At 35.8% G+C, this 25,201-nt stretch carries 19 protein-coding genes and 1 pseudogene; 9 read left to right on the forward strand and 11 right to left on the reverse strand.

The genetic code is table 11. The annotated features are described in order from the left end of the window. From ACKWB9_RS14720 to ACKWB9_RS14745, 6 genes and pseudogenes are all read left to right on the forward strand, one after another. A pseudogene (locus tag ACKWB9_RS14720) lies at nt 1-109 on the forward strand (IS982 family transposase); the annotation flags it as partial. A gap of 35 nt (nt 110-144) precedes the next feature. Continuing rightward, nucleotides 145-1,209 carry a hypothetical protein gene (locus tag ACKWB9_RS14725; protein WP_414003781.1) on the forward strand — a complete coding sequence of 355 codons (1,065 nt, stop codon included), beginning with the start codon at nt 145-147 and terminating at the stop codon, nt 1,207-1,209. A gap of 10 nt (nt 1,210-1,219) precedes the next feature. Next, nucleotides 1,220-2,446, forward strand: a complete 1,227-nt coding sequence (locus ACKWB9_RS14730; RefSeq protein WP_414003782.1) for a hypothetical protein — start codon at nt 1,220-1,222, stop codon at nt 2,444-2,446. Between the two features lie 3 nt (nt 2,447-2,449). Continuing rightward, nucleotides 2,450-2,866: a hypothetical protein gene (locus ACKWB9_RS14735; protein WP_414003783.1), complete on the forward strand. Its 417-nt coding sequence runs from the start codon at nt 2,450-2,452 to the stop codon at nt 2,864-2,866. Nucleotides 2,867-2,869: 3 nt separating this feature from the next. Continuing rightward, a complete protein-coding gene (locus ACKWB9_RS14740) occupies nt 2,870-5,710 on the forward strand; it encodes a M43 family zinc metalloprotease (protein WP_414003784.1) in 2,841 nt (946 codons plus the stop codon). A 467-nt stretch (nt 5,711-6,177) separates the two neighbouring features. Continuing rightward, the gene (locus ACKWB9_RS14745) at nt 6,178-6,717 is read left to right on the forward strand and encodes a hypothetical protein (protein WP_414003785.1); all 540 of its coding nucleotides are present in this window, start codon (nt 6,178-6,180) and stop codon (nt 6,715-6,717) included. Between the two features lie 63 nt (nt 6,718-6,780). Here ACKWB9_RS14745 and ACKWB9_RS14750 read toward each other — a convergent pair whose 3' ends face one another. Next, nucleotides 6,781-8,010: a phage integrase SAM-like domain-containing protein gene (locus tag ACKWB9_RS14750; RefSeq protein ID WP_414003786.1), complete on the reverse strand. Its 1,230-nt coding sequence runs from the start codon at nt 8,008-8,010 to the stop codon at nt 6,781-6,783. 368 nt (nt 8,011-8,378) lie between these two features. Between ACKWB9_RS14750 and ACKWB9_RS14755 the strand changes: the two genes are divergently transcribed. The 3 genes from ACKWB9_RS14755 to ACKWB9_RS14765 are packed head-to-tail and all read left to right on the forward strand — an operon-like array spanning nt 8,379 to nt 10,985. Next, nucleotides 8,379-9,347, forward strand: a complete 969-nt coding sequence (locus ACKWB9_RS14755) for a hypothetical protein (RefSeq protein WP_414003787.1) — start codon at nt 8,379-8,381, stop codon at nt 9,345-9,347. Next, entirely contained in the window at nt 9,331-9,894 is a 564-nt protein-coding gene (locus ACKWB9_RS14760) for a hypothetical protein (RefSeq protein ID WP_414003788.1), read from the forward strand. The genes ACKWB9_RS14755 and ACKWB9_RS14760 overlap by 17 nt, the downstream gene beginning before the upstream one ends. Before the next feature lie 59 nt (nt 9,895-9,953). Then, the gene (locus ACKWB9_RS14765) at nt 9,954-10,985 is read left to right on the forward strand and encodes an SIR2 family protein (RefSeq protein ID WP_414003789.1); all 1,032 of its coding nucleotides are present in this window, start codon (nt 9,954-9,956) and stop codon (nt 10,983-10,985) included. Between the two features lie 89 nt (nt 10,986-11,074). Here ACKWB9_RS14765 and ACKWB9_RS14770 read toward each other — a convergent pair whose 3' ends face one another. The 10 genes from ACKWB9_RS14770 to ACKWB9_RS14815 form a co-directional block, all read right to left on the reverse strand. Then, nucleotides 11,075-12,487: an alkaline phosphatase gene (locus tag ACKWB9_RS14770; RefSeq protein ID WP_414003790.1), complete on the reverse strand. Its 1,413-nt coding sequence runs from the start codon at nt 12,485-12,487 to the stop codon at nt 11,075-11,077. A 130-nt stretch (nt 12,488-12,617) separates the two neighbouring features. Beyond that, a complete protein-coding gene (locus tag ACKWB9_RS14775) occupies nt 12,618-13,799 on the reverse strand; it encodes a phosphopentomutase (RefSeq protein WP_414003791.1) in 1,182 nt (393 codons plus the stop codon). Between the two features lie 28 nt (nt 13,800-13,827). Then, complete coding sequence (locus tag ACKWB9_RS14780) at nt 13,828-15,201, reverse strand: NupC/NupG family nucleoside CNT transporter (protein ID WP_414003792.1); 1,374 nt, start codon at nt 15,199-15,201, stop codon at nt 13,828-13,830. Nucleotides 15,202-15,240: 39 nt separating this feature from the next. Next, nucleotides 15,241-16,110 (reverse strand): nucleoside phosphorylase, encoded by an 870-nt coding sequence (locus ACKWB9_RS14785; RefSeq protein WP_414003793.1) that lies wholly within the window; start codon nt 16,108-16,110, stop codon nt 15,241-15,243. Nucleotides 16,111-16,159: 49 nt separating this feature from the next. Then, on the reverse strand, nt 16,160-17,686 hold the full coding sequence (locus ACKWB9_RS14790; protein ID WP_414003794.1) for an amidohydrolase family protein: 1,527 nt from the start codon (nt 17,684-17,686) through the stop codon (nt 16,160-16,162). Then, a complete protein-coding gene (locus ACKWB9_RS14795) occupies nt 17,679-17,915 on the reverse strand; it encodes a uroporphyrinogen decarboxylase (RefSeq protein ID WP_414003795.1) in 237 nt (78 codons plus the stop codon). The genes ACKWB9_RS14790 and ACKWB9_RS14795 overlap by 8 nt, the downstream gene beginning before the upstream one ends. A 14-nt stretch (nt 17,916-17,929) precedes the next feature. Further along, entirely contained in the window at nt 17,930-18,640 is a 711-nt protein-coding gene (gene deoD / locus ACKWB9_RS14800; protein ID WP_414003796.1) for a purine-nucleoside phosphorylase, read from the reverse strand. A gap of 111 nt (nt 18,641-18,751) precedes the next feature. After that, nucleotides 18,752-19,999 carry a ComEC/Rec2 family competence protein gene (locus ACKWB9_RS14805; protein ID WP_414003797.1) on the reverse strand — a complete coding sequence of 416 codons (1,248 nt, stop codon included), beginning with the start codon at nt 19,997-19,999 and terminating at the stop codon, nt 18,752-18,754. 180 nt (nt 20,000-20,179) lie between these two features. Next, entirely contained in the window at nt 20,180-21,598 is a 1,419-nt protein-coding gene (locus tag ACKWB9_RS14810; protein WP_414003798.1) for a RagB/SusD family nutrient uptake outer membrane protein, read from the reverse strand. A 14-nt stretch (nt 21,599-21,612) separates the two neighbouring features. Beyond that, nucleotides 21,613-25,026: a TonB-dependent receptor gene (locus ACKWB9_RS14815; RefSeq protein WP_414003799.1), complete on the reverse strand. Its 3,414-nt coding sequence runs from the start codon at nt 25,024-25,026 to the stop codon at nt 21,613-21,615. Between the last annotated feature and the right edge of the window lie 175 nt (nt 25,027-25,201).

Genomic DNA, 25,201 nt, shown 5'->3' on the forward strand with positions numbered 1-25,201 from the left:
GTTCAAGACAAGGGTGCTGTCCAAAATCACTGCCTTGACAATGGTTCAGTTCGTTAACAGGTTCGTCTTTGATAGAAATATAAACAACATTAAAATCAGCATTGTTTAAAATGCACAATGGGTATTTAATAGTAATTTTAATATATGAAAAAATTAGCACTTCTTTTTTTTGCTACGGTTTCTATTTCCAATGCACAAAACACTACACATGATGACCCTAAAGTAATTTTAAATTCCCCAAACACTATAAGCTTATTTCAAACAAATTCTACAAATGGGGTTTGGGCAAGTGGTATGATTACAAGTGATAGATGGAGTGTTTTTGAGGACGCAACAAGCTCTAAAGAAAGATTCACTATTCTTCCAGGAGGAAATGTAGGTATTGGAACGGTAACACCAAATGCTAAATTAGAGGTTAAACGCAGTTCTAATATTGGTGGAAAATGGAATCCAAATAGCAGTATTTTTACTACGACTGAGGCCAATAATTCACTCATAATGGATACAAATGAAATCTATAGTTCAGGGATACTCTATGTAGGCGGAAAAGGTAGTGATATTATTCGTTTCAGAAGTGTTTCCGATACTGGTTTTAGTGATAAAGTTGTTATTAAATCAAATGGTGATGTGGGTATTGGGACAATTTCGCCCAATGAAAGATTACAAATTGGAAATGCCTTTACCTTTCATGATGGAGGTAGTAAGGTGATGATGATTGGTCATGCCACTGGAGGTGTAGATCTAGATCCTTCCAAATATGCTGCCGAATTGCGTTTTAACCCTACGAACGGGTATCTAAGTTTAGGCACTTCATCTTCTATAACTTCCGCTCCATTACCCCAATTAAATATTTCCAAAGAAGGTAATATTGGTATTGGAACATTTGACACAGGTTCGCACAAATTAGCCGTAGAGGGCTCAATAGGAGCAAGAGAAATAAAAGTAGAAGTAGGTACTTGGTCAGATTTTGTCTTTCACAAAGATTATAATCTTCCAACTTTAAAAGAAGTAGAAATTCACATTAAAGAAAAAGGGCATCTAAAGGATATACCAAGTGCAAAAGAAGTAGAAGAAAATGGCATCAATCTTGGAGAGATGAATGCTAAATTATTACAGAAAATCGAAGAGTTAACACTCTATCAAATCGAATTACTCGAACGCTTGGAAAATGCTGAAAAGAAGATTGAAATAATAATAAAACAGAATTAAAATAATAGAAATGAAAAAGCTTACATTTTTTATAATGCTTGCGTCCCTTTCATCATGGTCTCAAACAGAATCATTTTATAGCACCTCAGCCCTTAATGGTAATGGTTTTCGTTTTTGGAATGGAAACAATAACTATAAAATACATATGGGTAATAGTGAATTTTATAAATATGGTCCAGTTCAAGATTTTAGTATAAAAACTAATATGAGCGCTGGAACACCTAATCGAGGCTGGACTTGGGGAGTTAATGGGCAAGTGCCCATAGCAGCATTAAACAGTGTTGGTAATTTTCAAATTGCGGGCAGTTTTTACGCTATGAATCGAATTGGTATAGGAATAGATTCTCCAAATTCTATACTTCACGTCAAATCTCAAACGGGTCAAACTGAAAGTTTGGCAAGGTTTCAAGTCGAAGATGCGCCTACTGATTATTTTCAGATTGTAAATGCAACCGGTGCAGGGGGGCAGTTTATACCAGCAATTAAAGGACATCGGGAAAGCGACAATAGATACTCGGTTCAGTTTATGGGTCAAACAAATGATTCTAACGACACAGGTAATAATGCCCTTGTAAATTTTGATGCAAGAAGAGCCACGGGACCAATTCAGAACAGACCCTTATTTGTTTGGACTAGTTTTTCAAATAAGTATATGACCATGTTAGCCAATGGTGGTTTAGGTATAGGAACCACAAACCCTCTTTCGAAGCTTGATGTTAGAGGTGGTATTACATCATCATATGATGACAATAGGCGTTTATCCTTTTTTAATTCAGGTGATGGAAACGGCTACTTGAGTTTCACAGGTGGTTCCCCTAGTTCAAGAATTGGTTTTCAAATTGACGGAAGCAGTAAATTGTCTATTTATAACAATGGTAGTGTTTCAATAGCAACTGGTAGCACAGGCACTCACAAATTAGCCGTAGGTGGCTCGATAGGAGCAAGAGAAATAAAAGTTGAAGTAGGCACGTGGTCAGATTTTGTCTTTTTCAAAGATTATAATTTACCATCTTTAAAAGAAGTAGAAAATCACATCAAAGAAAAAGGACATCTAAAAGATATTCCAAGTGCAGAAGAAGTAGAAGAAAATGGTATCAATCTCGGAGAGATGAATGCTAAATTGTTACAGAAAATTGAAGAGCTTATGCTTTATACTATACAGCAGCAGAAGGAGATTGAAGCAATTAAAATACAAAATATGATATTGCAAGAAGGTATTAAAACTTTTAAAAAATAGCTTATGCTAAAAATGCTTTACAGCTATTTCTTTTCAGCAAGTATAATAATTACTTCAACAATAAATACTTCTAATCTCATAATGCCAGAAAAACAAGGTTTTCGAAACTCAATTTCTCAAGCAAAAATTACAAAAGAAGATATTTACGGTAATTGGGTGACATGGGCAAAAACAAGCAATCAATATAGGTCAAATCCCTACTTGGGCAAAAAAAACTCATATTCCTTCAAAGAAGATTCTTCGATAGTAATTATAAAAAATAATAAAAGAATGGAAGGTTCTTGGGCTCTATCTGATAAGAGTGAAATAACCATAGTAACTGATGGAAAAACTCAGATTTATAGAATAACACAGTTTAAAGACAATTCAATGATTCTTATGGATTCAAATTCATATTTATCCTTAAAAAAATACCATTAAGATATGAAGTTAAATTACGTGTATTTTGCTTTTTTTATAATATTCTTTTCATTGTCAACCGCATTTGCTCAGGAGCCAGGCAAAAGATGTGCATTTGATGAGTACAAAGCTTCAATATTTTCAGCTAATCCAACTTTAGAAAATATTTTAACCCAAACTGAATCGAATTTTAAAACATCTAAATCCACGGGGCTTGACCCCAATAGAGTTGTTACTATACCTGTAGTTGTCAATATACTGCATCGAGGAGAGCTTGAAGGAACTGGTCGAAACATAGAAAATGAAAGGGTAGATGAGCAAATTCGAATTTTGAACGAATGGTATTCGAATATGAACAATAAAGGAGTAGATTCTAAAATACGGTTTTGCCTGGCTTCTCAAGATGTGTTCGGTAAAAAGACAACAGGTATATATCGTTACAACACCTTATTTGATACTTATGTGCCATTCGATGCACAAGGAAACCTTACTGCTCACGATTTTGAAATAAAAAAAAACGTAACTGGTTCTTTTCCTTTTCAGCAATATCTAAATATTTGGGTTGCTGACGTTGCAGAATGGGATAGCAATGGAACTCTATATGGTTATGCTAATTTTCCTGCACCATCTGACAATCAAATTAATATTAGAGATGGTGTGGTTATAAATCACAAAAGTTTTGGGCTTACAGAAGATTCTTATGCTGGATTAGGGGTTACAGCGGTACATGAAGTAGGGCATTGGCTAGGCCTTTTTCATACTTTTCAACGTACCCTTATTGATGATAAGGGTACTGCAAACATTCAAGATGATGAATACACTTTGCCATGCGAAGAAAAATCCGAAGAGTGTGAAATAATTAATGATAAAGTGTGTGATACAGAACCAGTTCTTAGTCCGGCCTCTAGTCAAAATTTAACTGACTGTAAAGGAATAGACTGTGACGGCAATGAAACTAATGCAGTTCAAAATGTAATGGACTATAATGAAGATGGTTGTTATAAATTTTTCACGGCTGGTCAGGTAGAAAGAATGAGGAATATGCTTCATTTACATAGAAGTTTAATTGTCAATCAAACTGCACCGCCAGTGGCATGTGTTGTTCCTACAGAGCCTAATGGAGACGACACCCCAGCCGAAAACTGTGTACCCAATAATAAAGAAGATGATTATGGTTTTAGGTTGCGACAGGGTGGATTAGGGTTTGGTAGTAATTTAGCTTTAGATGGAAATACTTTGGCTGTAGCTGATAACGGATATACTATAAGCCTTTTTGATATTGAAGAAGATTGTGCATTAGAACGGATAGCTCTTATTACAAAATATGATCCGGAATTATTGAATGGTCTACCATTTAATCAAGAAATCACGAGAATAGGTACTAAGCTAGCTTTAAGTGATGATTACTTAGTTTTTACTGGGACTACTAAGACACTAAATGCAATAACTAGCACCAGAAAATACTTTTTTGCAATATATAAACGTAATGAATCTGGACAATTTCTACCTTGGAAAATTGAGTTGTCTAATGAGGTGAAAGTTCTTGAGCTTAGAGATAATGAATTATTGATTATTGCTGGTAAAACAATTAATAATTACGTTATGGAAAATAATTCTTTGTTGAAAACTCAAGAAGTCGAAATAAATTTACAAGGTGTGCCTGGAAGCTTGCCAAGTGATTGGATTGTTTACAATGGCGAATATTTAGCTCTAGTATTTCATAGTTCTGTACAATTATTTAGGAAAACAAATGGAATATGGGACCCTGAACCAATAGATTATGTTGAAGGAATATTTTATAGTGGAGGTATTAATTTGACAGAATCAAATGAACTGTTTATTACTTCTAATGATGATAATAAAGGAAAAATAAGGCATTATGAAATAATAGGTAATAACATAATATCTAAAAGCACTGAACAGGTTTCAGATTTTGGTATGGGGAATGTTCTTGGTGGCACTAGACGTTTTTTACTACGAGGTGTTCAAACTATTAATGAGAATATGCTTTTAGTTTCTAGGTATGGTATGGGTAGTACTTTTCATTTTTTAGATAATAATGAGATAGATAGAATAGAAAATATTCCATACCTCCAAAATAGTTATATTCCATCAGTTTTGGCACCTGATAGCCATAGCAATGACCCTTTTGGAAGTATTTCATTTGGCCAAAACGATGTCATAGGGGATAAGTTTTATGTTGTTTCTAATGCCGCCTGTAGTGAAATATTTATATATAATTTGAACAACATATTAGAAGGTGTTTCAGAATACGAAGTTAATTTGGATAAATTGATTTGTGGAAGTCCACCAAGCTCAACATTGACTAGTGGCAGGACGATAACTATTGGTGGAACTTTGCCCTGCTCTATTGATTTTAATCAAAACGATGGTAGAAAGATTTTTGAAGCAACCGATGCTATTAGGATATTACCTGGCACTAAAATTAATTTTGGCAGTAATTTTAGTGCCAAAATAACTACAGATGAAAATTGTAATTTGAATGGAGGGGCGTATTCTAAATTACCACTAAGTGCTAATCAAGACGCCTATGCATCAAAACTATATATTTATGATGCAGCAGGTTTAACAGCTAAAATACCGGATGATTCATTAGAGATTAATAATTTGTTAATTTCTCCAAATCCCACTAAAGGGGTTCTTGGTATAACAGCAGCAGCAGACAATTTGGTAATCTCATCTGCTGTAATAGGCTTGACCGGAACTAAATTATTGGATTTTAATAATACTTATAAAAATGTTTCATTTGAATTAGATTTATCCGATTTTCCCACAGGAATATTCATTGTTAACTTTAATATGGAAGACGGTAGCATTATAAGTAAAAAAATAATTAAAGAATAAATACTCTCTTGTTAATGATACATTTTATTAGAACTACAACTAATTAGACTGATACAAAACATCTATAAAAGAAATTCCCAATGATGAAACTATTATTTAAAGTTAGTTAGGCATTGGATTTAAATGAACAAAAAAATCCTAAATTTTAAAAGAAAATTATATTATCACTTCTCATATCTCTAATTGGTTTTTCCACAATTTTTGCGAAACCTTATATTTCTGGTACGTTATCACATACAAGTGGATATCTTTCCATAAAACCATACAATAGCTCATACGATGACGGCTCAATTGCACGAATATTTTATGACGGAAATAACAAAAGAATTCAATTTTGGAACACTGCAAGTGGCGTAAGTTATACACACTTAAATGCTGGTAATATTACTTCAAATGGAGATTTAAGAACAACAGGAAAAATAACGGCTACGGGGTTAATAACAACTTCAGGAAACTTTGGAGTAGGCGTGAATTCGCCATCAGCAAAGGTGCATTTTAAAAGCGGCGGTCAGGGTATAAAATTTCTTACAGGTACAAATACAAGCTCATATTCACTTGATGTAGGCGTCAATGATAATGGTGTTAATTTCACAAATAATTCTGCTATTAGAGGATTTAATTTTTCCAATAGCAATGGTAGTTTATTAGATATTTCTCGAAATGGGAGTGTTTCAATTGCCACGGCAAGTACTGGCTCGCACAAATTAGCAGTAGGTGGCTCCATCGGGGCACGAGAGATAAAAGTAGAAGTCGGCACGTGGTCAGATTTTGTTTTCTATAAAGATTACAACCTCCCAACCTTAATGGAAGTTGAAAAGCATATTCAAGAAAAAGGTCATTTAAAAGATATACCAAGTGCCCAAGATGTAGCACAGAATGGCATTAATCTTGGAGAAATGAATGCCAAACTACTACAGAAAATTGAGGAATTAATGCTATATACAATACAACAAGAAAAAGAAATTAATGAATTAAAATCATTTAATAAGAGTTTATTGGAATTATAAATAAGAATTGAAAATCTGGAATCTAAAGAATAAGAAATAGTATGTTCAACATCGAGACAACAATTATTTTGTAAATTCCTTAAATTCCAACAATAGTTTTGCAGCTTCATCAAGTACAGAACTCCCAAGTTCCTTCAAATAAACTTGAGTTGTAGTTAAATCTTTATGACCCAATGACTCACCGATAACATCTGTAGCAACCCCTTTTTGCTTTAAACAATTAGCAAAGCTATGCCTTGCTACATAACTAGATAAAGACTTATTAATACCACAGAGACCAGCTATTTCTTTTAAGTCTCTATTGTATTTTGCTAATGTTTTCTTTTTTCGATTATCTATTTGGGTAGGAGTCAGGCCATCCTTCAAAAGAATAGGAAAAACATATTTGGTGGGTAAAGCATATTCTCTATAATAGTTGAGAATTTCATGAACTGGAGGAAGAATAGTGATGACAAATCTACCTTTGGTTTTATTTCGAATATAAGAAACCGTTGTTTCATCAATATCATCCCATTCGAGCTCCAACATATCAGTGTAGTTCATTCCTCTGGTATAAAAGCTAAACACAAAATAATTTCTAGCATCTGCTAAATGTGGGTTTCTTGATAAATCAAGATTGATGATTTTAGTTACTTGCTCAAAGTTCAATGCCTTTTTAATGCCCTGACCTTTAAGTTTAGATATCTTATAGGTTTTGAACGGATGATTGATGTCTTTAATAATATTCCGTTCTATTGCCTTATTGTATAATGCTCTCAATGTTCGCTGCTTAATACTAATTCCTCCACCCGTTCCACCTCTTGAACGAAGCCATGCTTCGTATTTGTTCAAAAAGGTATTAGTAATATCTTGAAATCGTATTTTTCTAAATCCACAGAACTGTTTTATCGACTTCATGGTTTCCGCATACATGGTGGCATTTCCCATTCTGCCAGCCAATTTCATTTCTGATACGATTTCTTCCCAAAAAGGAAAAACATAATCATTAGCAGGGTTGCTATCTATTCGAAAACGTTGACTGAAATCATCAAGATTAAAGAACTCTCTTTCAAAGTCAAGGTCCGCATATACTTTCAGCGCTCTTGCTTTTATTTTCAATAGCAGTCTATTATTTTGCATATAATTGATATTGTATTTATTAAAACAACCTGAAGAGGCATCCCATTCCTTTTCAGAACTTTTATAAATAGTGTTGAAATATTTCGTTTTTCTATCTTTGGTAATTCTTAAACAGATAGGATAAGTGCCATCAGAAAGCCCTTTTTTTCGTAAAACAATCTTGATACTTGACATAGCATTTAATTTAGTGGGTACAACATAGGTACAACAAAGTGGATTTTAGAACCATATTTGATGACAGTTGATACAAATTTACAAATCATAAATTACTGATAATCAGACTAAATGATAGCTAAAGACACTAAATGCAATGCAATTTTAATCGCCTGTCACGCAGGGGGTCGCGGGTTCGAGTCCCGTCCAGACCGCTTTTTTTAAATGAATCCCTCACTATCTAATTGATAATGAGGGATTTTTATTTTAAGTCATTAAATCCTTCCCCGCTATTTCCCCACCAATTGCAAAAAGAGGTGTTATTGCCAAATTATTCCTTTTTTGTTTTGTAAGAATTTTTTTATTTTTAGTTTCGATTTAAACCAACTATGAGCCAAAACAAAACACTAACACCTATAAAATTCAATTTTGTTTCCCTCCATTTTGAACCATACGCCGAAGTAAAAAAGAAGCATAACACCAGATCTATTTTAAAAGAAGTTTTTGAGTATTTAAGGAGCCAAAAAAAACTTGGAAAGGGTCATTTGATTGATAGACATGAAAATCGAGATGGTTCGGAATCACGGGAACTATTCATGACAACTTCAAGGATTCTTCCCAAAGAAGAAAGGATCATTTGCACCATGGCGTTATTACGAAAAGGGCGTGCGCCTAAGTTAAAGCCACGAGACAAATTTAAACTCCTTCCTATTAGAGAGATGGGTGACATTGCGGAAGTAACTCATTTCTTTATTGATTTTACCACCTCAACTTGTGTAGTGTGTGCTGAATACAATCATCATGGTCCAAGAATCTCTGATTTTGAATTTTACCTTAGAAATATTGCTAACAATAATATTCTTGGACTTGCTAGACAAACAGATGTAAATGTATATTTCGAGAGTACCTTGGATAAAACACTGAGTCAACTTCAAAACGTATTGCACATTGACATAAAGTCTACTCCTGGAAAACTTGCCCAAATGGATGCTGATGTCCGTCAAAATTACTTCTCAGGAATGTCTAATATCGGAAGCGTATTAAAACCAAAACATATTAGAATCGAATCTTATTTTCAAACTCAAGGAAAAACAATTGTAACTAACTCGACGAATACCGAAGCGAATAATATGTTCAAAGATATGTTAGGGGTGTTTAAAAAAAGACCTCGTAATATTAAATGTTTTGAGGATTTTGTTGTCAAATATGAAGATAAGAATGGGATGGATGAGGTATTTAACCTTCTTCGTGGAAAGAAAGAATTTACTAAAGATATCGACTTAAAGGCAAACCCAAAACTTTCTCAATTCTATACTCTCATTAAACCTGAAATTAACGACTTTGTCACAACTCTCTAAAAATATATTTGATTATTATTTTAGTCGTCCCGTTGTTTGGGATTTGACAATAGTTTTGGCTTTTATGTCATTGTATTTCTTCCTTTTGAGAGAGTGTTTATTGATTCTTCCCGATAGCGACTCCATCAATACCTTGACCCTCGAGGTTTCCAATATTGCATTTACATCGGCTGGCTTTGTACTTACCTTCCTTACGCTGCTAATTACTTTTAAGGTTGGAGCAAATGTATCTAAGGAGGACATTAAAAAAAATCAAAAAGAGAAGGATGCAGATAAGAAGAAAATCAACATTTTTGATATTTTTCTGGCTAGTGACTATTACAACGAAACAATTAGACACCTTAAAAATGCTATTAAGGTATTGATTGCAATTGCTTTGATTGGTTATCTTCTAAAATTGGTTTTCATTTCCCTCATAGATGAGGTACACCATTTCTTTAATATAGCGGGGGTAGTATTAATTAGTGCCACCTTACTACGATGCCTTGTTGTGTTAACAAAAATTTTGAAATTTCATGAGCAAGAAGAAATTTCTGAATCTTCTTGACCCAACTTGACCAATGCCTTTATCTACATGCATTGACTCCAATAACAAATCAAATCAGTATGACCAAAGAAGAAGAAATAGAGGCAGTTCATGCGAATGATTCTTATGTTGTTTTGCTAGGAGCAGGTGCAACCTACGCCTCAACTTTATTAAATCCTGAAAAGAATGGAAAAACACTTCCGTTGATGTGGAATATAATTGATGTGGTTGGACTAAATGAAGTTGTAAATGGACTTCCAAAAGAGTATCAACAATTTAGAGAGGACTTTGAAAAACTATACAGTCTTTTAGCAAAAGATGATAAGTTTAATGGGGAAAGAGAACATATTGAAAAGGTGATCTATGAGTATTTTTCAGAACTGGAATTGCCCGACGAACCAACCATTTATGACTACTTAATACTATCCCTAAGACACAGAAGAGATACAATAGCCACATTCAATTGGGACCCGTTTCTTTACAAAGCATACGAGAGAAATGGTAAGTTTACTAAGAGCCCAGGGATTCTATTCTTGCATGGATGTGTTTCTTTAGGATATGACGAGTCGAATGGTTCTTCCGGTCCAGCAGGTTGGACTTCTAAAAAGACACTACAAAAGTTTGAGCCAACTAAATTGCTATATCCTATTGATAAAAAAGACTACAATAGTGACCCGTACATTAAAGGGCAATGGGAGGCATTAGCCAATAGACTTACAGAAGCAGAGAGGGTAACCGTTTTTGGTTATTCTGCACCTGTATCGGATGTTGAGGCAATAGGGTTATTACAAGATGCCTATGGAAGCTTTGAAGAGCGAGCAATGGAGGAGTTTGAATTTATTGATATTCAAGAAGAAGAAAAACTTCTAAAATCGTGGCAGACGTTTGTTCACAGTCATCATTATCATTATTGCAATAATTATTTCGACTCCTCTCTAGCGTTGCATCCTAGGAGAAGTGTAGAAAGTTATCATCATTGGGCGTTACCCTTGACTCCTAGTCATTGCTTTCAAGACGGGAACCCTGTCCCTACCAACTTTAAAACATTGGAGGAACTGTGGGATTGGCACAAACCACTTATTGAAGCAGAGAAAAAGTTTTATGGAGAATAAGGCACTACCAAATCATCGGTTTAGTTGTACCTTAAAAACACTGCTCAGCTTGAGCTGGATTTAGTGGGCCAATATAACTGGAATATACACTAAAACTTGTTTTCCACTTCTGCTGCTTCCAACATCAAATAGTGCAAATCTGTATTTTTAACAAAAGGTCTCAACAAATGGCTCCCAGGGCCATACATGGCCAATTCTACATAATCGGCCGAGTGGTGCATACTAATCCAACCTACCGAATTGTGGTTTTTCTGAATTTTGGCCAACGCCTTAAATGGTAAATGTTTGGGGTTGTAAAGTCCCTCTTCAACCTTTAAGTCTTTGTAATGGGACAATAGAGCCATCGCTTCTTCATCTGCCATCGCAAAACCATTAGTGTACTCCACTCGTTCTTTGATACTTCTTATTGATGTTTCTTTTCCTATTCCATTAAGAATCCACTCGTTGGTATGCCTGTAAGCTTGTATTGAGTCAAAATTGGTGCTAGCTTTTTCTCCATAAATGACTCCGGGATTGGCATTTCCATGATCCGTGGTTACTATGACCAATGTTTCACCATCGTTTTCAGCAAAGTCCATGGCAACCTTCACGGCTTCGTCAAAGGCCACTTGATCATACAACAAACCGGCAATATCATTGGCATGTGCCGCCCAATCTACTTTACCTGCTTCAACTTGCAATACAAACCCTTGGGGATGACCATTTAATATATCTATTGTTTTTTGGACCATTTCGGCCAAGCTCGGAGTCTTTTCTTTAATTTCTTTGTCGCTCAACCTATCTCTGGTGTAGGGCAGACCGTTATCGGCAAAAACGCCTAAAAGTGATTTATTGCTAGATACATTAAGCATTTCTTTACGGGTACGTACCACTTGATAACCTTTCTTTTCAAAAGCTCCGTACATATCTTTTCCATCCTTTCTCTTTTCTGGTGAAAAATACTTGTCGCCGCCCCCCATCATCACGTCAAACCCCTGTTCAAGATATTTTTCTGCAATGGATGCTTGATCGCTCCTTGTTTTTTGATTGATACAAAATCCTGCTGGGGTAGCATGGGTAATGGGCACAGTCGTCACACAGCCTGCTTTTTTACCAACAGCTTTGAACTTTTGCCATATGGGCATGTGGAACTCGCCATTTACCCCGTAGTTCAATCCGCCATTGTTAATACGAAACCCACCGCCCCATGACGAGCTGGCAGCTGCCGAATCGGTAACGACTGAATTTGCCGAAGCCATATCCATCAGGGCACGAGACACTTTATTTTCTCTATACAATTGCAACCAATTGGTGCCAACTCCCGTTTTGCGGGACAGGTACAAATCGGCCATATTCAAGGTTCCTATGCTCATTCCATCAGCAACCAGCACGATGATGTTCTTGGCCTTCTTATCCTTCCGATTACTTATCCGGTCACTGGCACGGATAGTGTCAAAAGGAGATAACAATGTGGCACTCAGAGTTGTAAGAGCTCCATTCCTAAAGAATTTTCTTCTATTCATTTCCAATCTTTATATAATTTGTCATATTCTGTAATTAAGCTACGTAGTTGCTCAATATTATAAGGCTGTCCAGTATAGATAATTATCAAATAAAGGACTTCACCATTTATTTAATTCATAATTTCTTGTGTCATTTTTGGATAGCTGTATCATTGATAATCTGCCAAAAACTAACACCATTTAATTCTGACCTTATCTTAAAAGCATCCAAAATAGTGGCTCCTATATCCGAAAAAGATGTTCTAGTTCCTATCGAAACACCCTCCATCAGTTGCTTGCCATAACACAAAATTGGTATATATTCACGGGTGTGATCTGTTCCAGATGCCGTAGGGTCATTTCCATGATCAGCTGTTATAATCAATACATCATCATCTCCTAAAGAATTTAAAATACTCGGTATTTGAGCATCAAAATCCATAAGACAATTTGCATAGCCCTCAACATTTCTTCTATGTCCATAATGCATATCAAAATCTATCAGATTGGTGAAAATAAGTCCTTCAAAATCTTCCTTTATACAAGAAATGGTTTCCTTCACACCATGATTGTTATTAATTGTCTTTATTGTATTTGTAATACCTGAACCTGAAAAAATATCATTGATTTTACCAATGGCCACCACTTCTTTTTTGTTATTTTTTAAAACGTCCAAAAGCGTTGCAGATGGTGGTTTGATTGAAAAATCCCTTCTATTAGCAGTACGAGCGAAGTTGCCCGGAACTCCAATGAAAGGTCTTGCTATGACTCTACCAACTTCAAAGTCGTCCCTTAACAATTCTCTTGCTATTTTACAGATTTTATACTGTTCTTCAAGTGATATCACTTTTTCATGCATAGCTATTTGAAAAACACTGTCTGCTGACGTATATACAATGGGAAAACCTGTTTCTATATGAACTTCTCCATATCTATTTATGATATCCGTACCCGAACCAACTATGTTTCCTACGATATTTCTTTTAATGGTTTTCTCAAATGTTCGGATAATTTTACTTGGAAAACCATTTGGAAATGTGGGAAAAGCTTTTTCAAGTACGATACCACAGATTTCCCAATGTCCCGTAGTTGTATCCTTTCCTATGGATTTCTCCAAGGCCCGGCCATAACTTCCTATAGGGTTCTTACTTGACGCAATGTTTAAGGATGGGGAAATATTTCCCAAACCAAGTTTTACTAGATTGGGAAGTTGAAAACCCGGAACAGTTTTGGCTATGTTTCCTACAGTATTGCTTCCTAGATCATTATAAAGGTGAGCATCTGGCAAGGCTCCGATTCCAACACTATCCATAACCATTAATATTACCTTCATATTTTGGTCTATTTTTTTAGTTTACATATTATCCAATTATCATCCCTACAATTGTAGCTGACATGAGCGAAGCAAGGGTTCCTCCAATTAAAGCTTTAAAACCAAATTCGGTCAACAATTTTCTTTGCCCTGGTGCCAAAGAACCAATACCACCAATTTGAATACCTATTGATGCAAAATTGGCAAACCCACATAATAAATAGGTAGCCATGACAATTGATTTATTATAAATTAGATGTATGGGGCTGGATACATCTTTTATATCTGCAAGTTGTACATACCCTACGAATTCACTTGCGACAAGTTTTATTCCTAAAAGCTGCCCCATCAATACCATATCTTCTTTTGCCACCCCTATGAGCCACATTAAAGGAGCAAATAAATATCCTAAAATCGCCTCTAAGGAAATTTTGGAGTAATTGGTATTCTGAACCATCCAACTGTTTAAATTGCTTATCTGTCCCAACCATCCGAACAATCCATTGATCAATGCTATTATAGCAATGAATACAAGTAACATTGCTCCAACATTAACTGCCAGACGCAAACCTTCAGTTGTACCATTGGCAATAACGTCCAATAGATTGGTTCCGACTTTATTGGGGGATACATTCACATCTGTACTTATTGCCACGGTTTGAGGATATAGGATTTTTGAGAAAATAATTGCTCCGGGAGCTGCCATAACGGAAGCTGCTAATAGGTGCTTTGCAAAGACCACTCTTAGTACTGGATCATCCCCGCCCAAAAAACCTATATATGCAGCTAAAACTGCCCCCGCAACCGTTGCCATTCCGCCAACCATTACCAAAAAAATCTCGGATTTGGTCATTTTTTCCAAATAGGCCTTTATAAGCAATGGGGCCTCTGTTTGTCCCAAAAAAATATTCCCCGCTACATTCAAACTCTCCGCACCCGAAATTTTTAATGTTTTGGAAAGTAACCAAGCCATTATTTTGACTACCTTTTGTATAATGCCCAAATAGAACAAAACCGAAGTCAGAGCGGAAAAGAAGATGATAGCAGGTAAAACTTGAAATGCAAAGATAAACCCGAACGTATCTGTGTTTCCCACCATTCCTCCAAATAGAAATTCACTTCCAGTGGCCGTATATTCAAGAACACTGACAAATATTTGGCCAATCCATTCAAATAAATTCAACAAAAAAGGAATCTTTAAAATGCAAACAGCCAAAGTCAATTGAAACAATAGACCTATACCTACAATTCGCCAGTCAATTGCCTTTCTGTTGTTACTGAATAAAAAAGCAATCAAGATTAAAAAAACCATTCCCAAAATACCTCGCATCAAGCTCATGATCGATATCCCTTGGCTAGAGATAATCGATGTATTCACTAAATTTTCTTGAAAATCAGGTAATATTCCTAAAAGATTATTCATATGTTGAGTATAATTGGCTAGACTATCTATTTATCATCTTCATTTCGTTATTTTGTCCAGAACATACTCTATAAGTTTCTTTACTTCATCTCGATAGTTTTGATTTGCATTTTTATTGAGGCGATTAGCTATAATTAAGCAAATGGCCACCGCATTATGACCCAGCATTCGTGCCAAACCATACATTGCCGAACTTTCCATTTCATAGTTGGTTATTTTAATACCATCATACTCAAAGTTTGAAAGTCTTTCATTGATGTCTTTAAGTTTTGGTTTCAATCGCAGCTCTCTTCCTTGAGGCACATAAAACCCCGGTGATGTAACAGTAATTCCATGATGTGTTATCTCACTTTTTAGCATTTTCACCAACTTTTCAGAACTATCCACTACATAAGGGTTCAAATAAATTGAATGTCCCTCCACTAAAATTCTAAGGAGTCTACAAAACTTCTCATTTACAACATTCATGCTATCATCATAGAAATACATTAGATTATCAAATCCTGTTGATTTTTCAGAAATTACATATGAATTGACTGGAATATCTTCTTGAAGACTTCCAGAAGTACCGATCCGTATAAAATCAATGCTCTTTTGGTTTTCTTTTACCTCTCTTGTTTTAAAATCAATATTCACTAAAGCGTCCAATTCGTTCATAACGATATCAATATTGCCAATTCCGACCCCGGTTGATACAACAGTGATTCTTTTGCCATTGTATTTTCCAGTGATACTGACATATTCTCTATTAACTACCTTTAATTCCAATTTGGTCATAAAAGATTCTATAACACTTACCCGTTTAGGATCTCCAACTAAAATCACTGTATCCGCAACTTGACCTGGCTTCAAACATAAATGGAAAATACTTCCATCAGGATTCAGTATTAACTCAGACTCTGATACCATAAATATTGTTTTTTGAAATTCTTTAATGATTTTAAAATAATTGGTCAAGTCATTTTAAAATTCTATTGGTAGATTCAACAAATATGTCCCAATCCTGATTTAATTTGGTAATCGCCCTCTTTTTCCTTTCCATTTCCAAGGAAGAGTATTCAATGGAATTGAATACTAGTTTCTTTAATGATTTTAGATCTAACTCCCAATGGACAAAAGCATACCAAAAATCATAGCTCAATCCCTCATATCCAAAGACTCCGGGATCATCACTGCTAATGGAACACTGGACACCATATTTCATCAATGTGCGGGCAGGATGGTTTCTAGGGTCTTTTACATACCCCAACAAAGTATTGCTCAAAGGATTCAATTCCACGAGGATATCCTTTTCGATTACTTGTTCCACTAGTTCTGGGAAGTATGCCAAATTAAGTCCATGGCCTATTCGTTTTGTATTCAATAAAATTGCATCAAACAGGTTACTATTTGAAAGTGAAAGGCTTTCCCCTGCATGTAAAATAAGGGGTAGATCTATTTTATATTGATTTTCCAGTATTGTGAGTGAATCCCAACATTTTTTATAATAAACTAAGCTGTTCCATGCATCCTCTTCCGCAACCAGATCAAATCCCACGATAGTCCGTGGATACTTTTTCTTTAATCTTATTGCCTCGGTAATTTTATTCTCGATAACAGGGACATCAAAAAATTTAAAACTTGAATATATTAATCCAAGGGTCAGCACTTTTCCACTTTCATTGAGCCCTTCAACAATGTTGTTTAAATCGTTAATTATTGTTTCTGAACCATATAATCTACCTTGAAGATCATAAATCTCATCAAAAACGTATCGAATTTCGACATGACTAATACCGTCTTCAATCAAATCTTCAAATGCCTTTTGATAGTATTCCAAAAAGAAGGGACGATACGAGATGAGTTGAGCAATTCTTTTAAAACGATTTTCAAAAGACGGCCAAATTCCTAAAGAATTTGCTGATTGTGCTTTGTTCAACACCAAAAGGTCATATAGCTGATTTTCAAAACTCGTATTCTCATCAAGTATATCCTTCAATCTAACAAATCCAGAAGGCACTTTTGCTTCGCTATAAATATTCAATTGACCAAATAAATATTGGTCATTGGAAAATCTTGTATACACATAGCATTCGTCAAATTCCTTTGCTCTATTTATCAACCAATGTATATCTGTCAATCCTCCACTATGAGAGTGCAAAAGACCTCCTTTTGGCATGGTTTTTAAGATGGCAAATAGCTTTGTAGTATCTATTTGCTTACTTAACTCATAAAATTTGGGATGTTTGGAAAAATGATGAATCGTCTCTTCTCTTAATGATTTGATTTTTTTGTTTAATAGTTTTTCTTCTCTGGATAGAATTATTGAATAATCAAAAGCTTTTTTTTCGTTGGCGTTCATCAAGTCCTTGCGAAACACATCATATTCCTTCAATCCGTTAGCTTCTTTTTTTTCTTGATTGCAAGCCATAAGGAGAACAAGAGACAGCAATAAACATATCCATAAGGTGTATCTATTAATTAGGCGGACAATATTGTTATGCATGATTTTTAGTTTTCAATATTTTCCATAAATAATATACATTGGTCAGTGCTATAAAATAATTTAAAAACGCCACAGGGAATGCACCTATTAATACTCCATAGGTGCCAAACAAAAAAGCTCCTATTAAATTAAAAACCCTTAATCTTATCATTGAAGCCATCATAAGACTAACAGCTATCAATACAGAGGCTAAATAGCCTAAAACTTCTATCCAATCAATTCCATTCATTTCCAACAAAAAAATCAGTTTACAGCTACTTGTAATGCTAGTTCAATCATATCATCCAAAGAATTCTGACGAGTCAATGGCGGCATTGCCTGATGTTTAATTATATGATCCGAAACGGTCAGAATGGATAAAGCTCTTTTGCCGTATTTGGCAGCAACAGAATATAAAGCGGCTGTTTCCATTTCGACCGCAAGAGTTCCATACTCTATCCAGTTTAAGAACGGATTTTCGCTAGAGGTCTCATTATAAAAGAAATCCGAGGTCAACACAGAACCTACATGAACTTTTTTACTCTTCTCATTACTAATTTTCCAAGCTTTTTCCAATAGTTGAAAATTTGGGGCAGGTGCAAAATCGGCTCCTCCGAAACGGATTTTGTTCATGGCTGAATCCGTACTCGCACTTGTTGCCAAAATAACATCGCCCAGATTGGTCTCTTCCTGAATAGAACCACATGAACCGATTCTAACCAAGGTTTCAACTTCATATTCCAAAATGAGTTCTGTGGCATAAATGGTCATGGATGGCATTCCCATTCCCACACCTTGGACACTGATCTTTTTTCCTTGGTACGTGCCCGTATAGCCCAACATCCCCCTTATTTGATTATAACAGAAAATATCTTCCAAATAATTCTCCGCTATATATTTTGCTCTGAATGGATCGCCCACCAATAATATAAATTCTGCGATATCCCCTTTTTTTGCTTCGTTATGAATACTCATATATTGAATCTTAAATATTTATTCCAGTCGAGTTTCTAAAACCTTGACAGATCATTCCCAAACTCCAATATTCTGGAGTCAATTACCTTTTTAAAAGCTGTGGATTATACTTTATTTTGTAACATACGGCCCATGCTTTTGTTTAATGGCCATATTCTCTTCTTCCAATACATAAACATAGTATTGGTTTCCCTTTGGTAGTACCCGAATTACAACATGCCCTTGGGTACTCTTATAATTATCCTTGAACCAAGGTCCGTAAGTAACCAAAGTTTCTGGGTGCATGTTGGTAGAAAATATATCTCTTTCCTCCATCTCGCCATCTTTATATATCAACCTTTGGTAAACCTCTTGACCAGGATGATCGGAACACCATAATTGTTGCACGACCACTTTTGGATCTAACGTCTCTACAAAAAAGCCATTGGTCGCATCCCTGTTGCCATGATGGTTAAGGGTCATGGCCTCCACTTTCCCAACAGCCTTTGCCATAGGAGCCTCTACATCAAACCACTCTGGATGTCCATATCCCTGCAACCCCGTATTATCTCCACCAGTGAAATAATCAAAATTCCCATAGCTGATTTTAATCGCCAAACTCAAGGGATTCTCATTATATCTTCCTTTATAATAACTTATCATTTCTTCTTTAGTGAAGTATTCAAAGGTATCTTCACCCTTACCTGTCCAAATCGTGGCATTGGATTTTACGCCGATCACTTTAAAATCTGGATAATCGGGGGTATTCAATAAGGATATTTGAGAAGATTTGCCCACTTGCAATGAGGCCACTTCCACTGGGTTTTCTTCAATAAATGCAAGATATTCTTGGAAAGTTCGATCGGATGATAATTGCTTCCTTATATCAAAGGGGAAATCATAATCGGGATAATCCCTGTCTATAATTTTTTTAATCTTTAAGTTTTCTCCCAATTCCATCAAACTTCCGTAATGGTCACTGTGAAAATGGGATATCAATGCGTAATCAATCGTTGGTTCGATGTTTTTAGGAAATAAATTTTTAATGTATCTCGCTATCCATCCCGCAGCACTGAGCGAATCGTTCGGTACTGGGGCCGTAGCTTTTAATGGGCCAACATGTTCTTCAAATTCCGCTTTATTGAGATTCCCTGCATCAAACAATAAGGTGGTTCCATCAGGTAAAACCATAAAGGACGTATCTCCACTGCCGGTATTTATATGGTGAATATCTAAAAAACCTTCTTCCCATTTAAGCAGATAATCCGCTTTCGTAGAATTACTTTGATTGTTTTTAGATTCGTCAACAGTTACTCTAGTATTGCAGCTTAAAAATGAACAAAAAATAAAAAGTGCTAGCCAATAATTTTTAATAGACATAATAGAAATATTATAAATAATAATGAGAGAGGCATATTTTCCAATAGCCAAGTAAATTTTAACCGATCATTTGAACAAGTTCAATTAAACTAAGGGATAAAGTATACTGTCTTTACCCCCCAGTTTCAAATGAAAAAAAACTAACTTAAATAAGATTGAACGAGTTCCAATCCGGGTATATTAATACCCAGGGTTTTGTGGAAAAATACTTGGATCGTTTATTGCATCGATTGCCTCTAATGGAATAGGATATAGCAATTGAAAATCACTTACTGTAAATGCGGATGTACTTGCATTTAGAGTTTCAACGGCTCTGCCAGTTCTGACCAAATCGAACCAGCGTTGATTTTCGGAAACAAATTCATGGCGTCTTTCATCCAATACAGCATCTCTAAAACTAATTTGGTCTGGTAATTCAACAGAAGTAATCGAAGCAAGACCAGCTCTATTTCTAATTTGATTGATAAGGTCAAAGGCTTCTCCATCAGCAACATACCCTTGTTCATTCAATGCTTCTGCCAACATTAACAGCACATCGGCATATCTAATAACGATGAAATTCAAATCAGAATCTTCATCGGCTACTGGAATATCTATCAATTTGCTTGCGTAACGTGTTACACCATTAGACAAAGTTCCGATAGAAATATCCCTTCTTAAATCTCCCGGTTCAAAAGAGTCATAAAGCATATTGGTGGGAATGTTTTCCCCTCGCTGAATACCGATACCATTCAGCAATTCTGCAGCAGAACCAACTGGTGCCACCTGATTGGGATATGGGCTACCTTCTCCATTACCGGCTTGAAATTGAACCTCGAAAATAGATTCGATTCCATTTTCATTGGCAATACCAAAATTGTCTGCAAAATTTGGCTGTAAACTGAATCCTGAAACTTGTTGCAATACAGTAACGGCATCCCCCCAATTTCCCATTGTAAGGTGAACTTTACCCAGGGTGGCTTGGGCGGCAGCCTTGTTGGCTCTTCCTTCTTCATTGCTGTTAGGCAAAACTGCAATAGCCTCTGTTAAATCTATGATTATTTGATCATAGACCACACTTACAGGAGATCTACCTATATTAAAGGCATCAAATGGATCCGCTGTTTCTTCCAGCACCAAAGGAACATCTCCCCATAATCTAACGAGATTAAAATAAGTTAATGCCCTCAAAAATTTGACCTCTCCTATTCTAGTGGATTTCAATGATTGATCTATTTCTACCTCCTCAATACGATTTAGCACTATATTACATCTTTGAATTCCTCTAAAGCAACTGTTCCATGCATCCCTTATTCTGAAATTATCGGATGACATTTGAAATAAATCAATATCTCCTTGGGCTCCACCACTATTCGTTGGACTTTCCACAAAGGCATCATCAGCTCTTATTTCCATCAAGAACATATAATCAAAACCATACTGTCCTTCATCCTGTAGTGCATCATAGGCAGCAACTACTGCTTGTTCAATATCTGACTCCGTATTAAAAAAGGAGTCAGCTCCAATATTTGAAATAGGCGCAACTTCCAATTGATTTTCACAACCAAATGAGATTACCGTTAATAACGCCAAGTTGAATAATATTTTATAAGATTTCATTTTTCACACAATTTTTAGAAGTTCAAATTCATTCCCAAAACAAATGATTTTTCAACAGGATAGTTGTCAAATCCTGTGACAGGATCTAGAGCATTGTTTGTACGTTGTTCGGGATTGTAGCCTCTGTAATCCGTAAAAGTAAATGGGTTTTTAGAGCTTCCATAAATTCTTAAGCTTGTAATCCCCAACGATTCCGAAACCTTTTTGGGAAGAGTATAACCTAAAGTAATATTTCTAACTCTAACAAACGAAGCATCCTCTTGTAGCACATCCGTGGTTCTATAAAAACCATTATCCCTCGGTAGTGAATTGGGACGGGCGTAAATAGAATTAGCTCCTCTCTCTGGAGTATAATAATTGTTGAAATGATCAACAGTTCCATTACCCCATCCTTCTGGATTATATAATAAGACTGTTATCGACAAATCTCTGATATCAACACCCTGAACGCCTTGAACAACAACCCCCAAGTCAAAATTCTTGTATTGGAAGTTTGTGTTTAGACCAAAGGTATAATCCGGAAAAATCGAGCCTAAAACTACCCTGTCATCAGAATTTATCTGACCATCATTATTGGTGTCTTCATAGATATATTCCCCTACTTGTGCAGTAGAAAGACTAGGTGTATTGTCTATCTGCTCTTGGGAAGTAAACACTCCATTTGTTCTATACCCAAAAAGAGCTCCCAGTTCGCCGCCGATACGAGTTATTCCGTTTCTTGTAATAATTTCTTCTTGCCCTGGTCCTAATTGCAGCACCTTATTTTTGTTGGAGGCAATATTAAAGGAAGTAACCGCCTTAACAGGACCGAGGTTGTAATTTCCCCTCAATACAAATTCTATTCCACTATTCTCAACTTCTCCAATATTCTGTAATGAAGATGTAAAGCCTGAATGTGCTGGAACCGGAACCTCTAACAATAAGTCGTTGGTTGTAGACTTATAATAATCTATGGAAGCTGTTAACGCATTGTTGAAGAGACCTAAATCAAGACCTAAATCTACCGTATTGGTTTCTTCCCAACTTAGATTAGGATTAGGCGATGTTGACGGAGACAATCCACTTTGAATACCTCCTACAAGAATAGCGTTCGAGGCATTCAATAAAGCTTGCGAACCAAAATCCCCGATTTGATTATTACCTGTTATACCCCAGCTTGCCCTAAACTTTAGGTCATTTAAAAATTTGGACTTAGGGAAGAAGTCTTCTTCGCTAATTCTATAACCGAATGAAGCTGATGGAAACGTACCAAATCTGGTATTAGAGCCAAATCTTGAAGAACCATCACGTCTTACGGCAGCAGTAAACAAATACTTATCATCATAATCGTACTGAACACGTGCCAGATATGAAACCAATACTGATTTTGTACTTGTTGAAGTACCTCCATTCACAATCCCGGCATTAAGCGTTTCTACAAAATCATTAGGGAAATCGGTAGCTGTTACTTCACTAAAACTAAAAGTCTCCTCTTGAAAAGATGTACCTAAAAGTGCATTGAAATTATGCTTTTCGCCAAATGTTCTTTCGTAAGTCAACGTATTCTCAACAAGCCAATTAACCAATTCGGAAGATGATGTACTTCCAAAAGGAATATCTGGTGCCGCTACATTTCTTCTACCAACGCTTCCAGGGTCAAAAGTTTCTCTTCTATTCGAGGTGTAATCAATGCCCCAAAATGTTTTTGCCTTTAACCCTTTTAATAGTTCCAATTCCAAAAATCCATTACCTTGAAATATTGCATTTCGTCGTTCGTCTTTTTTCAATAGAGCAATAGCCACAGGGTTTTCGGGACGAGCTTGATCTCCTTCCGTAGCTCCCGTTACCTGTTCGCTAATTGCCAGACTACCATCAGCATTGCGCACTGGAAAATAAGGAAGGGAAATAATGGCACCATTAATTGGAGAACCACTAAAACCTCCAAAAAGCACATTTTCCCTATTATAGGATGGGGCCATGCTTACACCTAATTTTAATTTTTTGGAAAGTTGGGCTTCGATGTTTGCTCGAAAACTAAATCGTTCAAAATCGGAACCTAGAGCTATACCTTCTTGATCAAAATAGTCTCCCGATACGAAATAGGAAAGATTTTCATTTCCACCGCGAACCGATAATTGATGATTTTGAATTAAAGCAGTTCTAAAGACTTCGTCCTGCCAATCTGTGTCAACCAATCCACTAGTATCCCCACCATTTAACCATGGTTGTATATAGCTTGGGATAATTGCCTTTCTTGGATTAAAGCCTAAAGCTGCAGCATTTGCTTCACGCGTTGCAGTACCATCATTAATGGAGAACGTTCCATCATCAAATTGTAAATAATAATTATTTCTGGCATCCCTGCTCCAAATGGCATGCTGTTGGGCATTCATTAAATCAAGTCTATTGGCAAGTTGTTGAAACCCAATAAAACTATTATAACTAAATTGGGGCTTACCAGACTTACCCTTTTTTGTTGTGATAATAACCACTCCGTTAGCTCCTCTAGAACCGTATATGGCTGCAGAAGCTGCATCCTTTAGAACTTCAACAGATGCAATATCATTTGGGTTAATAGTATTTAATGAAGTACCTTGAGACAATGGTAAACCATCAACAACAATCAATGGCTGACTTCCTGCAGTAATAGTTCCTACGCCACGTATTATTATCCCGTTTGCTTGGCCAGGTTGACCAGAGTTTTGTGTGATTTCCACACCGGGCAATTGTCCTGCAATGCTTTGTTCAATGCTAGTTGTTGGTATATCCTCAAAATCATTAGATTTGATTGAAGCCACGGCTCCGGTCAATTTTCTTTTAGATACCGAGCCATATCCAACCACAACTACTTCATCCAAATTTGCTGTATCTGGGGAAAGGGAAATTTGTAAAATTGTTTGTCCTTCTACAGGAATTTCCTTGCTAGTAAAACCAATATAGGATACTACCAAAACAGCTGTATCACTGGTTGGGGCTATACTAAAGTTACCATCAAAATCAGTTTGCGTACCATTAGTTGTACCTTTCTCTACTATACTTGCTCCAGGTAACGGGGAACCATTCTCATCTGTAACAGTACCACTGACCAAATCTTGAATAATGATGTTCGTATTTTGAATTTTCTGGTCTACTCTATTATCATTTTCCAATTTCTCGGTAAGATAGATTCGTCGATTTAGTATTTTGTAATCGGTTTTTGTATCATTAAATACTCGATTGAGAACCTTATCTATAGTTTCATTTTTAACATTTATACTCACGAAACGATCTAACTCTACCTCATTCATTTTAAAGACAAAACGAAACTCTGTACTGCTTTCTATCTTGTCAATGAGCTGGTCAATTCTAATATTCGTGTAATCCAATGTGATTTTAGTTCGCTGTCCATATGAGTCACTTGCTTGCATCGTAAACAGCGCTGCAATGATGAACAAAGTCGTAATTTTCATTTTGAGGTCAAATTTCAATATTGGCAAACCCCTCCTTGAAAGTATAAGAAGTTTTTTCATACTTTTATAGTGTTATAATTTGGTTAATCTTAATGATTGATCATATTAGCCCAATCGGAAGATGCTCCAACATTTTCCGATTTTTTTTCCAGTATCTTAGTATTGGTGCTATGAT

This window comes from Maribacter spongiae (assembly GCF_047345125.1).
In the GTDB taxonomy this organism is placed as follows: domain Bacteria; phylum Bacteroidota; class Bacteroidia; order Flavobacteriales; family Flavobacteriaceae; genus Maribacter.

Coding starts and splice junctions, on each gene's coding strand:
- ACKWB9_RS14725 (WP_414003781.1), top strand. CDS start 145: ATGAAAAAATTAGCACTTCTTTTTTTTGCTACGGTTTCTATTTCCAAT.
- ACKWB9_RS14730 (WP_414003782.1), top strand. CDS start 1,220: ATGAAAAAGCTTACATTTTTTATAATGCTTGCGTCCCTTTCATCATGG.
- ACKWB9_RS14735 (WP_414003783.1), top strand. CDS start 2,450: ATGCTAAAAATGCTTTACAGCTATTTCTTTTCAGCAAGTATAATAATT.
- ACKWB9_RS14740 (WP_414003784.1), top strand. CDS start 2,870: ATGAAGTTAAATTACGTGTATTTTGCTTTTTTTATAATATTCTTTTCA.
- ACKWB9_RS14750 (WP_414003786.1), bottom strand. CDS start 8,010: ATGTCAAGTATCAAGATTGTTTTACGAAAAAAAGGGCTTTCTGATGGC.
- ACKWB9_RS14755 (WP_414003787.1), top strand. CDS start 8,379: ATGAGCCAAAACAAAACACTAACACCTATAAAATTCAATTTTGTTTCC.
- ACKWB9_RS14765 (WP_414003789.1), top strand. CDS start 9,954: ATGACCAAAGAAGAAGAAATAGAGGCAGTTCATGCGAATGATTCTTAT.
- ACKWB9_RS14770 (WP_414003790.1), bottom strand. CDS start 12,487: ATGAATAGAAGAAAATTCTTTAGGAATGGAGCTCTTACAACTCTGAGT.
- ACKWB9_RS14775 (WP_414003791.1), bottom strand. CDS start 13,799: ATGAAGGTAATATTAATGGTTATGGATAGTGTTGGAATCGGAGCCTTG.
- ACKWB9_RS14780 (WP_414003792.1), bottom strand. CDS start 15,201: ATGAATAATCTTTTAGGAATATTACCTGATTTTCAAGAAAATTTAGTG.
- ACKWB9_RS14785 (WP_414003793.1), bottom strand. CDS start 16,110: ATGGTATCAGAGTCTGAGTTAATACTGAATCCTGATGGAAGTATTTTC.
- ACKWB9_RS14790 (WP_414003794.1), bottom strand. CDS start 17,686: ATGCATAACAATATTGTCCGCCTAATTAATAGATACACCTTATGGATA.
- ACKWB9_RS14795 (WP_414003795.1), bottom strand. CDS start 17,915: ATGAATGGAATTGATTGGATAGAAGTTTTAGGCTATTTAGCCTCTGTA.
- deoD (WP_414003796.1), bottom strand. CDS start 18,640: ATGAGTATTCATAACGAAGCAAAAAAAGGGGATATCGCAGAATTTATA.
- ACKWB9_RS14805 (WP_414003797.1), bottom strand. CDS start 19,999: ATGTCTATTAAAAATTATTGGCTAGCACTTTTTATTTTTTGTTCATTT.
- ACKWB9_RS14810 (WP_414003798.1), bottom strand. CDS start 21,598: ATGAAATCTTATAAAATATTATTCAACTTGGCGTTATTAACGGTAATC.
- ACKWB9_RS14815 (WP_414003799.1), bottom strand. CDS start 25,026: ATGAAAATTACGACTTTGTTCATCATTGCAGCGCTGTTTACGATGCAA.